General features: G+C 66.5%; 14 protein-coding genes. 11 read left to right on the top strand and 3 right to left on the bottom strand.

All coding sequences use genetic code 11. The features are described from left to right. The first annotated feature begins 51 nt into the window (after nucleotides 1–51). The 4 genes from NGK62_RS23670 to NGK62_RS23655 all read left to right on the top strand — a co-directional run bounded on the left by NGK62_RS23670 (nucleotide 52) and on the right by NGK62_RS23655 (nucleotide 3,461). Complete coding sequence (locus NGK62_RS23670) at nucleotides 52–795, top strand: FadR/GntR family transcriptional regulator (RefSeq protein WP_251880625.1); 744 nt, start codon at nucleotides 52–54, stop codon at nucleotides 793–795. After that, nucleotides 792–1,607 carry an enoyl-CoA hydratase gene (locus NGK62_RS23665; protein ID WP_059374288.1) on the top strand — a complete coding sequence of 272 codons (816 nt, stop codon included), beginning with the start codon at nucleotides 792–794 and terminating at the stop codon, nucleotides 1,605–1,607. Before NGK62_RS23670 ends, NGK62_RS23665 begins: the two co-directional genes overlap by 4 nt. Before the next feature lie 178 nt (nucleotides 1,608–1,785). Beyond that, on the top strand, nucleotides 1,786–2,769 hold the full coding sequence (locus NGK62_RS23660) for a Bug family tripartite tricarboxylate transporter substrate binding protein (RefSeq protein WP_251880624.1): 984 nt from the start codon (nucleotides 1,786–1,788) through the stop codon (nucleotides 2,767–2,769). An 86-nt stretch (nucleotides 2,770–2,855) separates the two neighbouring features. Next, nucleotides 2,856–3,461, top strand: a complete 606-nt coding sequence (locus NGK62_RS23655) for a nitroreductase family protein (RefSeq protein ID WP_251880623.1) — start codon at nucleotides 2,856–2,858, stop codon at nucleotides 3,459–3,461. On the opposite strand, the gene NGK62_RS23650 is transcribed toward NGK62_RS23655, so the two are convergent. Beyond that, nucleotides 3,422–4,918 carry an MFS transporter gene (locus NGK62_RS23650; protein ID WP_251880622.1) on the bottom strand — a complete coding sequence of 499 codons (1,497 nt, stop codon included), beginning with the start codon at nucleotides 4,916–4,918 and terminating at the stop codon, nucleotides 3,422–3,424. The two genes, NGK62_RS23655 and NGK62_RS23650, sit on opposite strands and share 40 nt — an antisense overlap. Nucleotides 4,919–5,036: 118 nt before the next feature. Between NGK62_RS23650 and NGK62_RS23645 the strand changes: the two genes are divergently transcribed. Beyond that, on the top strand, nucleotides 5,037–5,864 hold the full coding sequence (locus NGK62_RS23645; RefSeq protein WP_251880621.1) for an AraC family transcriptional regulator: 828 nt from the start codon (nucleotides 5,037–5,039) through the stop codon (nucleotides 5,862–5,864). A 196-nt stretch (nucleotides 5,865–6,060) separates the two neighbouring features. On the opposite strand, the gene NGK62_RS23640 is transcribed toward NGK62_RS23645, so the two are convergent. Then, a complete protein-coding gene (locus NGK62_RS23640; RefSeq protein ID WP_059374290.1) occupies nucleotides 6,061–6,402 on the bottom strand; it encodes a hypothetical protein in 342 nt (113 codons plus the stop codon). 272 nt (nucleotides 6,403–6,674) lie between these two features. On the opposite strand from NGK62_RS23640, the gene NGK62_RS23635 reads away from it, so the two are divergent. The 4 genes from NGK62_RS23635 to lpdA are packed head-to-tail and all read left to right on the top strand — an operon-like array spanning nucleotide 6,675 to nucleotide 11,697. Then, the gene (locus tag NGK62_RS23635) at nucleotides 6,675–7,907 is read left to right on the top strand and encodes a 3-methyl-2-oxobutanoate dehydrogenase (2-methylpropanoyl-transferring) subunit alpha (protein WP_059374291.1); all 1,233 of its coding nucleotides are present in this window, start codon (nucleotides 6,675–6,677) and stop codon (nucleotides 7,905–7,907) included. A gap of 2 nt (nucleotides 7,908–7,909) precedes the next feature. Next, complete coding sequence (locus tag NGK62_RS23630; RefSeq protein WP_059374292.1) at nucleotides 7,910–8,953, top strand: alpha-ketoacid dehydrogenase subunit beta; 1,044 nt, start codon at nucleotides 7,910–7,912, stop codon at nucleotides 8,951–8,953. 3 nt (nucleotides 8,954–8,956) lie between these two features. Then, nucleotides 8,957–10,291 (top strand): dihydrolipoamide acetyltransferase family protein, encoded by a 1,335-nt coding sequence (locus NGK62_RS23625; RefSeq protein WP_251880620.1) that lies wholly within the window; start codon nucleotides 8,957–8,959, stop codon nucleotides 10,289–10,291. Between the two features lie 2 nt (nucleotides 10,292–10,293). Further along, nucleotides 10,294–11,697, top strand: coding sequence for a dihydrolipoyl dehydrogenase (gene lpdA, locus NGK62_RS23620; RefSeq protein ID WP_118934635.1), 1,404 nt, complete (start codon nucleotides 10,294–10,296; stop codon nucleotides 11,695–11,697). A gap of 54 nt (nucleotides 11,698–11,751) precedes the next feature. Here lpdA and NGK62_RS23615 read toward each other — a convergent pair whose 3' ends face one another. Next, nucleotides 11,752–12,663, bottom strand: a complete 912-nt coding sequence (locus NGK62_RS23615; protein WP_251880619.1) for a LysR substrate-binding domain-containing protein — start codon at nucleotides 12,661–12,663, stop codon at nucleotides 11,752–11,754. Nucleotides 12,664–12,752: 89 nt separating this feature from the next. Between NGK62_RS23615 and NGK62_RS23610 the strand changes: the two genes are divergently transcribed. Together NGK62_RS23610 and NGK62_RS23605 are read left to right on the top strand one after the other, a co-directional pair. Beyond that, on the top strand, nucleotides 12,753–14,036 hold the full coding sequence (locus NGK62_RS23610) for an amidase (protein ID WP_251880618.1): 1,284 nt from the start codon (nucleotides 12,753–12,755) through the stop codon (nucleotides 14,034–14,036). 1 nt (nucleotide 14,037) lies between these two features. Continuing rightward, the gene (locus tag NGK62_RS23605) at nucleotides 14,038–15,015 is read left to right on the top strand and encodes a Bug family tripartite tricarboxylate transporter substrate binding protein (protein ID WP_251880617.1); all 978 of its coding nucleotides are present in this window, start codon (nucleotides 14,038–14,040) and stop codon (nucleotides 15,013–15,015) included. Nucleotide 15,016: the final 1 nt, after the last annotated feature.

The following is a 15,016-nucleotide window of genomic DNA, read 5'->3' as shown; positions in this document are numbered from 1 at the left end:
TCGCCGCCAAGGCCGCCCGCGTATCCGGCGGCCCAGACGGAGACAGCCCCCATGAACGCACCATCCACCGCCGCCGACCAGGTCTTTTCCAGCCTGGGACGCCCCGACAACCTGCCGGACGAGATCGCTTCGCAGATCCGCCAGAAGATCGTGGCGCGCGAATTCGAGCCCGGCCAGCGTCTGCCCACGGAGTTCGAGCTGGCGCAGATGTTCGCCGTCAGCCGCAACGTGGTGCGCGAGGCGATCGCGCGGCTGAAGCTGTCGGGGTACGTGGATACGCGGCGCGGCGTGGGTTCCTTCGTGGCGCAGGACGTGGGCACGCGCAATTTCGAGATCGCGCCCGAAGACCTGCTGCAGCCCGAGCCGCTGGCGCACATCTTCCAACTGCGCGTGGAGCTGGAATCCGGCGCGGCCGCGCAGGCGGCCTTGCACCGCACCCCCGAACAGATCGAAACCCTGCGCCAGGCCCTGCAACGGGTAGACGCGGCTGGCAACGACTGGCAGGCCGGCGCCGACCACGCGCTGGACTTCCACATGGCCGTGGGCGAGGCCACCAACAACCCTTACTTCGTGCGCCTGTTGGCGCACCTGCGCCACGTGTTCCGCGGCGCCGTGCGCACGCTGCGCTACACCAGCGCGGGCACCGAGCGCGTGCCGGAAATCGAACGCGAACATCACCGCATCTTCGATGCCATCGTGGCTGGCGACAGCGAGGCCGCGCGCCTTGCCATGCGCGCCCACCTGACCAATGGCATTCAACGGCACCAGACAGTCATACAAGGAAAGCAACCGTGACCATACAACGCATCCTGCAGGGCGATATCACCGACAGCATCGTGGCCGAAAAGCGCGGCGCGGTGGGCTGGCTGACCTTCAACGATCCGCAGCGGCACAACGCCGTGTCGTTCGCCATGTGGGAGGCGGTGCCGGTGGTGCTGGAAGCCTTCCGCCAGGACCCGGAGATCCGGGCGGTGGTGCTGCAGGGCGCGGGCGGCAAGGCCTTCGTCAGCGGCGCCAACATCTCGCAGTTCGACAAGCTGCGCAGCGGCGAAGACGCCGTGGTGGAATACGAACGCGTGGCCGAAACCGCGCAGCTGGCGCTGTACGACTACGACAAGCCCACGATTGCGTACATCCAGGGCTATTGCATCGGCGGCGGCCTGAACATCGCCCTGTGCTGCGACATCCGCATCGCCTCGGACAACAGCAGCTTCGCCATTCCCGCCGGCAAGCTGGGCCTGGGCTACCGCCTGACCGCGATCCGCAACCTGGTGACGGCGGTCGGTCCGGCCAACGCGTTGGAGATTTTCCTTACGGCGGCGCGTTACGACGCCCATCAGGCCAAGGAACTGGGCCTGATCCGCAGGGTGGCCCCGGCGGACGAACTGCCGCAGGTGCTGGAGACCATGCTGGCGCAGATCCAGGCCAACGCGCCGCTGACGCTGCGCGCCGGCAAGAAGATGATCCGGCAGCTCCAGCAGCTGGGGCCGGAAGTCGACGTGGAGGGCATGCGCCGCCTGGTGCTGGAGTGTTTCGAAAGCAATGACTACCGCGAAGGCCGCAAGGCGTTCGCGGAAAAGAGAGCGCCGGTGTTCACCGGCACCTGATCTCCGGCCGCGGGCCGGATTCCCTACGCGGCTTGCAGGTCCGCGCCGTCGCCGGCGCGGCCCGGGGGAGGCTTGCGTCCTGAATCCGTCGCGGACCGGATCAACCCGGCCACCGATCCCACCGGGGACGGCCAGGCCATAGACCGCGCAGCAGAAGCGCGGCGACGAGGAGACAGACATGAAAGCGGTTCATCTGAGGGCAGGCCTGGCGGGTTTGGCGGCGTGGCTGTGCGCGGCGCCGCTGCACGCGCAGGGGGCGTACCCTAGCCAGCCGGTGCGCATCGTGGTGGGCTACGCCGCCGGCGGCACCACGGACATCCTGGCGCGGGCGCTGGGCGAGCAGTTGAGCAAGGAGCTCAAGCAGCCCGTCATCATCGAAAACAAGGCCGGCGCCGCCGGCAACATCGCCGCGGCCTCCGTGCAGCAGGCCGCGCCCGATGGCTACACCTTGTTCATGGCCACCGTGTCCAGCCATGGCATCAATCCGGTCGTGTACAAGAAGTCGCTGGGCTACGACCCGGTGAGCGGCTTCACGCCGGTCAGCATGATCGCGTCCATCCCGCTGGTGCTGGTCGCCAATCCCAAGCTGCCGGTCGCCTCGGTGGCCGATCTGGTCAAGCTGGCGCGCGAGAAGCCGGGCGACCTGAACTATTCCTCCAGCGGCAATGGCTCGCCGGTGCACGTGGCTGGCGCCATGTTCGCCTCGGAGGCCAAGGTGCAGATCCAGCACGTGCCGTACCGGGGCGGGTCGCTGGCCAATTCCTCGGTCATGAGCGGCGAGACCCAGTTCAGCTTCGCCACCTTGCCTGCGGCCTTGCCGCAGGTTCGCGCGGGCGCCTTGCGCGCCCTGGCCGTGACCACGCGTGACCGTTCGGCAGAACTGCCCGACGTGCCGACGGTGGCCGAGGACCCGATGTTCAAGGGCTACGAGATCAACACCTGGAATGCGTTGATGGCCCCCAAGGGCACGCCCGACGCGGTGGTGGCGGTGCTGAACCAGGCGGTGGCGCGCTCGCTGGCGGTGCCGGCCCTGCAGACCCGCTTCAAGGGCGAGGGCGCCACGCCCGGCGCCAGCAGCCCGTCCGAGCTGGGCCAGTTCGTCAACGCGGAGCTGGCGCGCTGGGCGGGCGTCATCAAAGAGGTCGGCATCCAGATCGAATGACCTCTGGCGGTCCGGGGGGATGACGGCCCGTGGCGGCGGAGTGGCGTAATATGAATTGTGTTTCTTTCTCATTGACGCCTGATCCGATGACCACTAGCCAGAACGCCACCCCGACCGCCACCCCGTTGCACGCCCTGAATACGCGCCGTTCCTTCAAGTTCCTCCGCGCCCCGGCGCCCAAGCCCGAGGAACTCGAACAGATCCTGCAGGCGGCCATGTCGGCGCCCGACCATGGCGCCTTGCGCCCGTGGCGTTTCGTGGTGATCCAGGGCGAGGCCATCGGCAAGCTGGCCGATCTGGCGCTGGACGCCGTCAAGCGCAGCGGCGATCCGCGCATGACGCCGGAAAAGGAAAAGTCGGTGCGCGAATGGATGGCCGGCGTGCCGCTCTTCGTCGCGGTGGCGCAGAAGATCGCGCACGACAACACCAAGATTCCGGAGCAGGAACAGCTGCTGGCCACCGGCGCCGCCACCATGAACCTGCTGAACGCCGTGCACATGCTGGGCTACGGCGCGTTCTGGAGCACCGGTATCGGCACCTACGTCGAAGACGTGCAGAACGCGCTGGGCCTGGACGCGCTGGACTACCGTTTCCTGGGCTTCTTGGCCATTGGCACGCCGGCTTGCGCGGTGCCGCCGGCCAACCGCCCGGACTACCGGGAATTCGTCACGGAGTGGACCGGTCCGGTCTGAGTCCGCTGTGTTTCTCCCTGGCTGCCCGAGACGGGCGTACGCTGAAGCAGCAGCGAAGCCAGGGCAGAGACGATGCTGAGCAGCCCCGCGATCAGGAATGCCGCGTGATACCCGGCCAGTTCAGCCACTTGCGGTAATTCGCCGCCGGCCAGGTGAGCCGTCGTCACGCCATGGGCCACAGAAGCCAGAATGGCAATGCCGACGGCGCCGCCCAATTGGCGTGAGGTGTTTTGCAGACCTGCCGCCAATCCAGAATCCTGGCGGGGTACCCCGGCCAGCACGGCCTGGGTCGCGCTCATCATCACCAGGCCGTTACCTGCGCCGACCAGCAGGGTTGGTAGCAGAAGTTCGGTCGCATGCGCTGGATGCATGGGCAGCCAATAGAGCCAGATCAACCCGCCCGCAGCGATTAAGCCGCCGGTCAAAGGCAAGCGGGTGAAACCGGCATCGCGCAAAGAGCGGGAAGCCATTGCCGCGATTGCCAGGGCGAGGGCCATTGGCAACAGTGCCAAGCCTGTTTCCAGCGGGTTGCGTCCATCAATGCGCTGCAGCGCCAAAGACAGGAAGAACGCCGAGGCCGTGAGAATTGCGCCGAGCCCCGAGACCATAACCATCCCGATGGGAACATTGCGCAATCGGAAGATGCCGAATCGGACCAGCGGCTGCTTGGCGCGAAATTCCCGGAACACGAACGCCAGGAACATGATCAGTGCAAAAGCCATTGCATTGAATACGAGCGTGTCGCTCCAGCCTGCATGAGCCGATTGCGATATGGCGTACAGAAATGATGCCAAGGACAGCGTCACCGTGATGGCTCCCGGTATGTCCAGCTTGGCCCTTGGCGTATCCGGATGCAGCGGACTCAGGCTGAGCATGACCGCTACGAACAGAATCAGGCCCAGCGGCACATTGACGAACATGACCCAGCGCCAATCGACCAGACTGGTCAGCACGCCGCCGATCACCACGCCGAAAGCAGAGCCCATCGCGGCACACGCTGCCCAACAACCAATCGCGCGATCTTGGCCGGCTCCAGGGGGATGAGCAGCCACGATCACAGCCAGCGGCGATGTTGCCAGCGCTGCGGCGCCAAATCCTTGCACTGCGCGAGCAACCAGCAGGATCGCTCCTGATTGCGCCAAGCCACCCATCAGGCTGGCGCCAGTGAACAACGCCAATCCCCATAGCAACACGTTTCGCCGGCCATAGATGTCGCTGGCGCGAGCCGCCAGCAGCATGAAGCCACCCAGCAGCAAAAGATAGATATCGACCACCCATTGAAGCTGTACCGCAGATAGCCCCAGGTCGTCCCGCATCGCCGGGAGCGCGACACTCACGATGGCGCCATCCATCACGACCATGAAGGCGCACAGGCTGGCGACCAGGGTGGCAACCCAAGTTGAAATTCCATCGCGTAAAAGCGGTGGGGGCATGACTGGCGTAGAGGTGGAAGACATGTGTACTTGATCCCGAATGAACAATGGTCAATCTATCGTTGTGAAACCTGCAGATAGGCCATTGTGGTTGGCGGGAGCTAAACTGATATAACGGCAAATGGACTAAAAATAGTGAAAAATGGCCAATACGCCCGAACCGGCCCGAGTCTCTCCAACCGTTGATCTCAGCGAGTGGCTCGAAGGACCTTTCCTGATCGCGCTGAGAGGCAATGACAATCCCGACAATGAATTCCAGCTCGGGACGCGGGAGTACGACTGGCATCAGCATGCGAGAGGCCAGGTCTTCTGTGTCGAAGCGGGGATGATTCAGGTCAGGACACAGCATGGCTCGTGGCTGCTGCCCCCGCACCGTGCAGGCTGGATACCGCCGAACATTCCGCATCAGGTGCGGGTAAGTGGCGCGCTGACGGGCTGGAGCCTGCTGATCACTCCTCATGGAGGCAGACGGCTACCGAAACAGCCGTGCGTCATCGGCATTTCGGAGGTCTTGCATGCTCTGGTGCGGCGTGCCGAGAATTGGGATAAGCATGCGCTGCTGGCACCGGAGCAGGTTCGCATCGCCGCGGTCATCCTCGACGAAATCCGCCGAGCGCCGCATGAGTCGCTTCACATCCCCATGCCTTCCGACCTGCGGCTGGCCCGTGTGGCGCAGGCGATTCTGGAAAACCCTGGCAATCCGCGCACGTTGGAGGACTGGGCGCAGTGGGGAGCCATGTCGGCCCGAACCTTGAGGCGGCTGATCCTGTCGGAAACAGGCTTGAGCTTCGCCCAATGGCGCCAGCAGGCGCAATTGGGACATGCGCTGGAAATGCTGGCGCGCGGTGCATCAGTAACGGATGTTTCCGATCAATTGGGTTACGCCTCGCCAAGCAACTTCATTGCCATGTTCCGCCGCGCCTTCGGAGATTCGCCAGCGCATTACTTCTTGACCAAAAAAGGAAGCTAGAGATGGCAATGTCCTTCGCGGACTAGGCCACTGACCGCCGCGCGGCTTCAGGGCTAGTCATCGCGGTGCATTCATACTGCCCATGGTCGGCAATGCGAGGAAGACCGGCAATCGCAAGAACCAAGCCTGACCCATGGCCCCGCATGGCCTGTCTTGCTGTTGCGCGCGCAAGGAAAAACCGGGCGGCGGCAATTCTTCATGGGCGGCGTGCCTGGCGCCGGTCCCCGAACGGCCGGAAGGCCAGGCGCACGAGCCGCTCCAGGCTCCAGCCCGCGAAGTAGAAGAGGGCCAGCGTGGGCAGTCCGATCAGCAGGTAGCCGCCGACCCAGGACAGGCCTTCCAGCAAACGGTCCAAGTTCAGTTCATGCAGTAGCGCCAGTTGCAGCGCCAGCGGCAATTGCAGCAGCACGAAACGCCCCTTGTCGTCGCCGCCGGCCGACAGCGCGGCGGCAACGCAGAGGATGACGATGGCGAGGTACAGCGCGGCGAACACGATGCCGGTCCAGCTGAACCATTTCGAGGCGGTCAATCGGGGCACGTCGGTTTCCAGCGGATCAGGGACAGGCAGTATATGACGTCGCCGGCCGCCGCCACCGCGACCCCGCCAGCGCCGCATGGCCCGCGACCGGCGCGGGCAACGAGGCCCGGCGCGGCCCCTGTTTCGGGGCTGCGCCCTGTGCTACTCTGGCTGCCGGTCGTGCATGTTCATCCCTTTGCACCGGCCGACGATGGCAATGTCCGAGGTCACCCCCTTGGGCAGTGTCTTGGTAAGAAGAATGCGCATGACACGATCAAGCGTGGAGACAATACATGAGCCAATATGGGCCGTTGAAGTTGCACGTCCCGGAGCCTACAGGGCGCCCGGGTTGCAAGACCGATTTTTCCTACCTGCACCTGTCGCCGCCCGGCGATGTGCCCAAACCCCCCATTGATGTTGCCGCGGTCGATACCGGCGGACTGGCCTACAGCCTGGTCCGGGTGATCGCGGACGACGGCAGCGCCGTCGGACCGTGGGCGCCGGAACTCAGCCATGAGCAGCTGCGCGCCGGCATGCGCAACATGCTGAAGACGCGTCTGTTCGATGCGCGCATGCTGACCGCCCAGCGCAAGAAGAAGATCTCGTTCTACATGCAGAGCCTGGGCGAAGAGGCCATCGGCACGGCCCACGCCATGGCGCTGGAGCAGGGCGACATGTGCTTTCCGACCTACCGCCAGCAGAGCATCCTGCTGGCGCGCGACGCCTCGCTGGTCACCATGATGTGCCAGCTGATGTCCAACGAACGCGATCCGCTCAAGGGGCGCCAACTGCCGGTCATGTATTCCGACCGCGAACGGGGCTTCTTCAGCATCTCCGGCAACCTGGCCACGCAATTCATCCAGGCGGTGGGCTGGGGCATGGCCTCGGCCATCAAGGGCGATACCCGCATCGCTTCTGGCTGGATCGGCGACGGCGCCACCGCCGAGGCCGACTTCCACACCGCACTGACCTTCGCCCACGTCTACCGCGCGCCGGTCATCCTGAACGTGGTCAACAACCAGTGGGCCATCTCCACCTTCCAGGCCATCGCCGGCGGCGAAGGCGCGACCTTCGCGGGCCGCGGCGTGGGCTGCGGCATCGCTTCGCTGCGGGTGGACGGCAACGATTTCCTGGCGGTCTACTCCGCCTCGCGCTGGGCCGCCGAACGCGCCCGCAGCAATCTGGGGCCGACCCTGATCGAATGGGTGACCTACCGCGCCGGGCCGCACTCGACGTCCGACGATCCCTCCAAGTACCGTCCCGGCGACGATTGGAGCCACTTCCCGCTGGGCGATCCGATCGCGCGTTTCAAGAAGCACCTGATCCTGCTGGGCATCTGGTCCGACGAAGAGCATGAAGCCGTCAAGGCCGAGCTCGACGCCGAGATCCTGGCGGCGCAGAAGGAAGCGGAAAGCTACGGCACCCTGGTGGACGGCCACGTCCCCAGCGCCGCCAGCATCTTTGAAGACGTGTACAAGGACATGCCGGAGCATCTGCGCCGGCAGCGTCAGCAGCTCGGAGTCTGATCATGGCTATCGATAACAACGCTGGTCCGGCCTCCGCGCCGATGACCATGATCCAGGCTTTGCGCTCGGCCATGGATGTGATGCTGGAGCGCGACAACAACGTGGTGGTGTTCGGGCAGGACGTCGGCTATTTCGGCGGCGTGTTCCGCTGCACCGAAGGCCTGCAGGCCAAGTACGGCAGCTCGCGCGTGTTCGACACGCCCATCTCCGAAGGCGGCATCGTCGGCGTGGCGGTGGGCATGGGCGCCTACGGCTTGCGCCCCGTCTGCGAGATCCAGTTCGCCGATTATTTCTATCCCGCTTCGGACCAGATCGTGTCCGAGGCCGCGCGCCTGCGCTACCGCTCGGTCAACGAATTCGTCGCGCCCATGACCATCCGCATGCCTTGCGGCGGCGGCATCTACGGCGGCCAGACGCACAGCCAGAGCCCCGAGGCCATGTTCACGCAGGTCTGCGGGCTGCGCACGGTGATGCCGTCCAATCCGTACGATGCCAAGGGCCTGCTGATCGCGTCCATCGAGAACGACGACCCGGTCATCTTCCTGGAGCCCAAGCGGCTCTACAACGGCCCGTTCGATGGCCACCATGACCGGCCCGTCACGCCCTGGACCGGGCGGCCGGGCAGCGTGGTGCCCACCGGCTACTACACCGTGCCGCTGGACTCGGCCGCCATCGTGCGGCCCGGCAACGCGCTGACCGTGCTGACCTACGGCACCACCGTGCACGTGTCGCTGACGGCCGCCGAGGAAACCGGCATCGACGCCGAGATCATCGACCTGCGCAGCCTGTGGCCGCTGGACCTGGACGCCATCGTCAACTCGGTCAAGAAGACCGGCCGCTGCGTGGTGGTGCACGAAGCCACGCGCACCTGCGGCTTCGGCGCCGAGCTGATCGCGCTGGTGCAGGAACACTGCTTCCATCATCTGGAGGCGCCCGTGGAACGCGTGACCGGCTGGGATACGCCGTATCCCCACGCGCAGGAATGGGCGTACTTCCCCGGCCCGCGCCGGGTCGGCGAAGCGTTCAAGCGCGCGATGGAGGGTTGAGAGATGGGTATTCATGTCATCAAGATGCCCGACATCGGCGAAGGCATCGCGGAAGTGGAACTGGTCGCCTGGCACGTGAAGATCGGCGACATGGTGGCCGAGGACCAGCCCCTGGCCGACGTCATGACGGACAAGGCCACGGTCGAGATTCCCGCGCCGGTGGTCGGCCGCGTGGTCGCGCTGGGCGGGGACGTGGGCCAGGTCATGGCGGTGGGCGGCGAGCTGATCCGCCTGGAAGTCGAAGGCGAGGGCAACCTGAAGCCCGGCGCCGATGCGCCGCCGGCCAAGGCGGCTGCGGCTCCCGCGGCGGCACAACCTGCCGCCGCAGCGCCTGCTCCGCAGCCCGCGCCTGCGCCTGCGCCGAAGGCAGAGGCCGCCGCGCCCGCGAAGCCGGCCGCGCCGCCAGCCGCGCCGGTCAAGCCCGCGCGCCAGGCGACCGCCGTCCTGGCGCGCCAGCCCGGCGACAAGCCGCTGGCGTCGCCCGCGGTGCGCAAGCGCGCCTGGGACCTGGGCGTCGAACTGCGCTACGTGCACGGCAGCGGCCCGGCCGGCCGCATCCTGCACGAAGACCTGGACGCCTACCTGCAAGGGCAGGGCGGGGGCGCCCAAGCCCGCGGCGGCGTGGCCTACGCCGAGCGCAACGACGAGGAAAACGTGCCGGTCATCGGCCTGCGCCGCAAGATCGCGCAGAAGATGGCGGAGTCCAAACGCCGCATTCCGCACTTCAGCTACGTCGAGGAAATCGACGTGACCGAACTGGAAGAACTGCGCGCCAGCCTCAACCAGAAGTGGGGCGCGACGCGCGGCAAGCTCACGCTATTGCCGCTGCTGGCGCGCGCCATGGTGGTGGCGCTGCGCGATTTTCCGCAGATCAACGCGCGCTACGACGACGAGGGCGGCGTGGTCACGCGCTACGGCGGGGTCCACATCGGCATCGCCACGCAGAGCGACGGCGGCCTGATGGTGCCGGTCATGCGCCACGCCGAGGCGCGCGACCTCTGGTCCATGGCGGCCGAGATCGTCCGCCTGGCCGAGGCGGTGCGCACGGGCAGCGCCAGCCGCGACGAGCTGTCGGGGTCGACCATCACCATTACCAGCCTGGGGCCTTTGGGCGGCATCGTCACCACGCCGGTGATCAACCATCCCGAGGTCGGCATCGTGGGCGTGAACCGCATCGTCGAGCGGCCCGCTATCCGCAATGGCGCCGTGGTGGCGCGCAAGCTGATGAACCTGTCGTCGTCCTTCGACCACCGCGTGGTGGACGGCATGGACGCGGCGCGCTTCATCCAGGCGGTGCGCGCGCTGCTGGAACAACCCGCGCTGCTTTTCGTGGAGTAAGCATGAGCCAGATCACTAAGACTACGACTTTGCTGGTGATCGGCGGCGGCCCCGGCGGCTACGTCGCCGCCATCCGCGCCGGCCAGCTGGGCGTACCGACCATCCTGGTCGAAGGCGCCCAGCTGGGCGGCACCTGCCTGAACATCGGCTGCATCCCCTCCAAGGCGCTGATCCACGCGGCCGAGGAATTTGACAAGGCGCGCCACTACGCGGGCAAGTCGGCGCTGGGCATTTCCGTGTCGGCGCCCGCCATCGACCTGGCCCAGACCGTGGCCTGGAAGGACGGCATCGTCGGCAAGCTGACCGGCGGCGTGGCCGCGTTGCTGAAGAAGAACGGCGTGGAAGTGGTGCGCGGCTGGGCCCGGTTGCTGGACGGCAAGACCGTGGAAGTGGAAGGCGGCGAGTCCGGCGCCATCCGCATCCAGTGCGAACATCTGCTGCTGGCGGCGGGATCCGAACCGACGCCGCTGCCGTCCATGCCTTTCGGCGGCATGGTGGTGTCGTCCACCGAAGCCTTGTCGCCTGCCAGCATCCCCAGGCAATTGGTGGTGGTGGGCGGCGGCTACATCGGCCTGGAACTCGGCACCGTGTACCGCAAGCTGGGCGCCGAAGTGGCCGTGGTGGAAGCGCAGGACCGCATCCTGCCGACCTACGACGCCGAACTTACCAAGCCGGTGGCGGCGGCGCTAGGCAAAATGGGCGTGGACCTGCACCTGGGCCGCAAGGTGCTGGGCCTGAACGGCGCCGGCAATGCAGTGCGCGTGCAGGACGCGGCGGGCGTCGAAACCCTGCTGCCGGCCGACCGCGTGCTGATCGCGGTGGGACGGCGTCCGCGCACGCAGGATTGGGGGCTGGAAAGCCTGCAGCTGGACCGCAAGGGCAACGCGCTGCGCATCGACGACCAGTGCCGCACCTCCATGCGCGACGTCTGGGCCATCGGCGACATCGCCGGCGAACCCATGTTGGCGCACCGCGCCATGGCGCAGGGCGAGATGGTGGCCGAGCTGGTTTCGGGCAAGCGCCGCCATTTCCAGCCTGCCTCCATCCCGGCGGTCTGCTTCACCGACCCCGAGGTCGTGGTGGCGGGCCTGTCGCCCGCGGAGGCGGAAAGCGCGGGGCTGGACTGCCTGACGGCGTCCTTCCCGTTCGCCGCCAACGGCCGCTCGATGACGCTGGAATCCACCGACGGCTTCGTGCGCGTGGTCGCGCGCCGCGACAACCACCTGATCGTGGGCTGGCAGGCAGTGGGACGCGGCGTGTCCGAGCTGTCGACGGCCTTCGGCCAGTCGCTGGAAATGGGCGCCACGCTGGAAGACGTGGCGGGCACCATTCACGCGCATCCGACGCTGGGCGAAGCGGTGCAGGAAGCGGCGCTCAAGGCGCTGGGCCACGCGCTGCACATCTAGGCGCAATGGAACGCCGCGCTTGCGCGGCGTTCCAACGCAAGCCCGGACAAGTGCCTAGCGAGGGGTTACGGCTTGCGCCAATGCGGCGCTGAATCCTTCCACCGCAGGATTGCCTTGGTCGCGCAACGCCGCCAGCACCACCTGGGCCGTGGCTCCCGCCACAGCGCGCAAAGGCAGGAAGCGCAATGAATCCGAGCGCATGCGGGACAATGATTGGGGTACCAGTGCAGGGCCGACGCCGGCTTCCACCAGCGTCAGCAAAGTCGGAATGACGCTTTCCTGCGCAATTTCCGGCTTCAGCTGCGCGCGCGCGTACAGCGCCTGGATCATGCTGCGGAAGTACGGCGAGACGTCCTGGCGGTAACCCACCAAGGGATATTCCAGCAGTTCTTCCAGCGAAACATCACGCTGATGCGCCAGCGCATGATCATGGCGCAGCGCCACGCGCAGGGGCTCTTCGTAGATGACGCGGGTCACGATATCCGCATCCAGCGGATGCGGTCGCATCAGCGCCACATCGACGGCGCGCGACCGCAGCGCCGGCTCCATGTCGACGGAATTCATTTCGCGCAGATCGATGCGGACTTCCGGGTGTGCATCGCGGTAATGGCTGAGCGCCGACACCAGCGGCGAGCTTGCCGCGCTGGGCGTGATGCCTATCACCAGCGACCCGGTCTCGCCGCGGGCCGTGCGCCGCGCCTGCCGCAGCATCAGCTGGGTGTCGGCTGCGATCTTGCGCGCTCGTTCATACATGATTTCGCCAGCAGGCGTCAGCTTTACCGAGCGCGTGGTGCGTACGAACAGCGGCACGCCGACGATCGCTTCCAGCCGCTTGATCTGCTGCGTGAGGGGCGGTTGGGTCATGAACAGGCGCGCCGCCGCCCGCGCGAAGTGCAGTTCTTCCGCCAGCGCGCAGAACAGGACCAGCAAGCGACCGTCCAGGAAGATTAATTCGGATTTCGACATAATCAGGGCGAAATTACATATTGGACATAGATTAGTCGAGTTCCTAAGATGCCGCATCGCTACACACCGCCGGCATTCCGGATTCGCACATGTCCCTCGCTTCCATTCCTGCCTCAGTCGCCGCCATCGCTCAAAGCGTGAGGGAAGGCGAGGTGGCGGCGTTCGCGGCGGCGCGCCAGAGCCTGGCGGCCATTGCGCGGCAAGACCCGGCAATCCGCGCCTGGAGCCATGTGCTGCCCGCCGCGGCGCTGGAGCAGATGGACCCGGCGCAGCACGCCGTTGGCGCGCTGGCCGGCGTGCCTATCGGCATCAAGGATGTGATCGACGTAGCGGACATGCCCACAGGTTTCGGCGCGCCTGGCTTGATTACCGGCAAGGCGGCGTTCGACGCCTGCAGCGTCGGCATGCTGCGGGCGGTCGGCGCGATCCCCGTGGGCAAGACCGTGACAGCCGAGTTCGCGTTCAGGACACCGGGCCCCACCCGCAATCCCCATGCCCTGGCGCATACGCCCGGCGGCTCCTCCAGCGGCTCCGCCGCCGCGGTGGCGGCCGGCATGGTGCCGGCCGCGTTGGGCACGCAGACGGGGGGCTCCATGATCCGTCCGGCGGCCTATTGCGGCGTTGTCGGGTTCAAACCCAGCGCCGGCCGAGTGTTCCGGGACGGCATGAAGCTCACTTGCGAATCGTTGGACACCATAGGCTGGTACGCGAACAGCGTGGCGGACGCCCAGCTCATCGCGGACGTGCTCGTGGGCGGCGCGCATGCGCCCGTACCATCCGGTCGCCAACTGACCGTCGCGGTGCAATTGAACAATCCGAAAGCCGGATTGTGTGTCGAGAGCCGTGCCGAGATCGATCGCGCCCTTGCGGTGCTGGCCGCGCATGGCGTGCAGTGCGTGACCGTGCAAGCCGAACGCGAGACGGCGCTTTTGCTCCAGGCGCACGATGTGATCATGCACTACGAGTTCGCACGCAGTCTGGCGCCGGTAGTGGAGCGCCAAGGCCATGCCCTGAGCGCCGTCTTGCGCCAGGCGGTGACGCGTGGCCTGGCCATCGGGGCTGGGGAGTACCACGAGATGCTTGGGATGCAGGCAGCGCTGCGCCAGGGCTGGGGCGCGCTCTATGGCGGCGCCGACTTGGTGCTTACGCCCAGCACGCCGGGGCCGGCGCCCCTTGGGCTGGAGCACACCGGCGACGCTTCATACAACAAGATCTGGTCGGTGCTGGGGTGGCCATGCCTGCACCTGCCGACCGGATTCAGCCGCGCGGGACTGCCCATGGGTATGCAATTGGTCGGCGATCTGGGCAAGGACCTGGCCTTGCTCGCCATCGGCCGGGATTTACATCATCTGCTGAAACAGCAAGGGGAATGAAATGGGATTCAAGAAACTGAGGCAGGGCGTGCTGGCCCTGTGCGCCGCCGCAGCGGTGACAGGATTGGGGCAGGCCCACGCCGCCTTTCCCGACCGTCCGATCAATGTCGTCGTGCCCACGGCGGCCGGCGGCACGGTGGATATCGTTGCGCGCATCATGGCGGAAAAACTCGGCGCCGAGCTGGGACAGCCCGTGGTTGTCATCAACAAGCCTGGCGCCGGCGGCGTCGTCGGCACGCAGGCGTTCCTGCGCGAGCCGCAGGATGGCTACACCGTGCTGTTCACGGCGAACAGCAACCAGCTGATCGTGCCTTGGGTCTACAAAGATGCGAAGTTCGATCCGATCAAGGACTTCGCGCCGATCGCCGCGGTGGGCGAAGTGCCCAACGTGCTGTGCGTGAACCCGGCCTTTCCCGCGAAGGACATGAAGGAGTTCATGGCCTTGATCAAGGCCCACCCGGAAAAGTACCAGTACGCCTCGGCCGGCGCGGGGACCTTGAACCATCTGCTGGGCGTCATGCTGGACCAGATGGGCGGGCTGCGCATGCAGCACATTCCCTATCGCGGCGTGTCGCCGGCCATGGCGGATGTGATGGGCAATCAGGTGCCGATGCTGTTCGCCAGCCTGCCCTCGGCGGTGGAAGGCATCAAGGCCGGCAAGCTGCGCGCGCTGGGCGTCAGCAGCGAAAAGCGCAACGCCTTGCTGCCCGATGTTCCTGCCATCAACGAAGCCATACCAGGATTCCGCGGCGACCTGTGGGTAGCGTTCTATGGCGCAAAGGAGGCGCCCCGCGCGACTATCGAGACCTTGCATCAGGCCATCCGCAAAGTCCTGGCCGACCAGGCGCTGCAACAGAAGTTCGACCAGCTGGGGGTCACCATGATGCATGACGGGCCGGCCGAGCTGGCGGCGCGCCAGCAGGCCGAGTTCATGCAGTGGAAGCAGGTCGTGCAGGCCTCGGGAGCGAGTCCGGATTAAG

The sequence above is a fragment of the Achromobacter sp. Marseille-Q4954 genome (assembly GCF_943737025.1).
Lineage (GTDB): Bacteria > Pseudomonadota > Gammaproteobacteria > Burkholderiales > Burkholderiaceae_B > Achromobacter > Achromobacter bronchisepticus_A.
The sequence above is the reverse complement of the archived record's forward strand: the minus strand, read 5'-3'. Positions and strand labels throughout refer to the sequence as shown.

What these genes read in the sequence shown, in the direction of transcription:
- NGK62_RS23635 (WP_059374291.1), top strand. Translation starts at nt 6,675, where the DNA reads ATGAGCCAATATGGGCCGTTGAAGTTGCACGTCCCGGAGCCTACAGGG.
- lpdA (WP_118934635.1), top strand. Translation starts at nt 10,294, where the DNA reads ATGAGCCAGATCACTAAGACTACGACTTTGCTGGTGATCGGCGGCGGC.
- NGK62_RS23615 (WP_251880619.1), bottom strand. Translation starts at nt 12,663, where the DNA reads ATGTCGAAATCCGAATTAATCTTCCTGGACGGTCGCTTGCTGGTCCTG.
- NGK62_RS23630 (WP_059374292.1), top strand. Translation starts at nt 7,910, where the DNA reads ATGGCTATCGATAACAACGCTGGTCCGGCCTCCGCGCCGATGACCATG.
- NGK62_RS23610 (WP_251880618.1), top strand. Translation starts at nt 12,753, where the DNA reads ATGTCCCTCGCTTCCATTCCTGCCTCAGTCGCCGCCATCGCTCAAAGC.
- NGK62_RS23670 (WP_251880625.1), top strand. Translation starts at nt 52, where the DNA reads ATGAACGCACCATCCACCGCCGCCGACCAGGTCTTTTCCAGCCTGGGA.
- NGK62_RS23655 (WP_251880623.1), top strand. Translation starts at nt 2,856, where the DNA reads ATGACCACTAGCCAGAACGCCACCCCGACCGCCACCCCGTTGCACGCC.
- NGK62_RS23650 (WP_251880622.1), bottom strand. Translation starts at nt 4,918, where the DNA reads ATGTCTTCCACCTCTACGCCAGTCATGCCCCCACCGCTTTTACGCGAT.
- NGK62_RS23625 (WP_251880620.1), top strand. Translation starts at nt 8,957, where the DNA reads ATGGGTATTCATGTCATCAAGATGCCCGACATCGGCGAAGGCATCGCG.
- NGK62_RS23645 (WP_251880621.1), top strand. Translation starts at nt 5,037, where the DNA reads ATGGCCAATACGCCCGAACCGGCCCGAGTCTCTCCAACCGTTGATCTC.
- NGK62_RS23605 (WP_251880617.1), top strand. Translation starts at nt 14,038, where the DNA reads ATGGGATTCAAGAAACTGAGGCAGGGCGTGCTGGCCCTGTGCGCCGCC.
- NGK62_RS23660 (WP_251880624.1), top strand. Translation starts at nt 1,786, where the DNA reads ATGAAAGCGGTTCATCTGAGGGCAGGCCTGGCGGGTTTGGCGGCGTGG.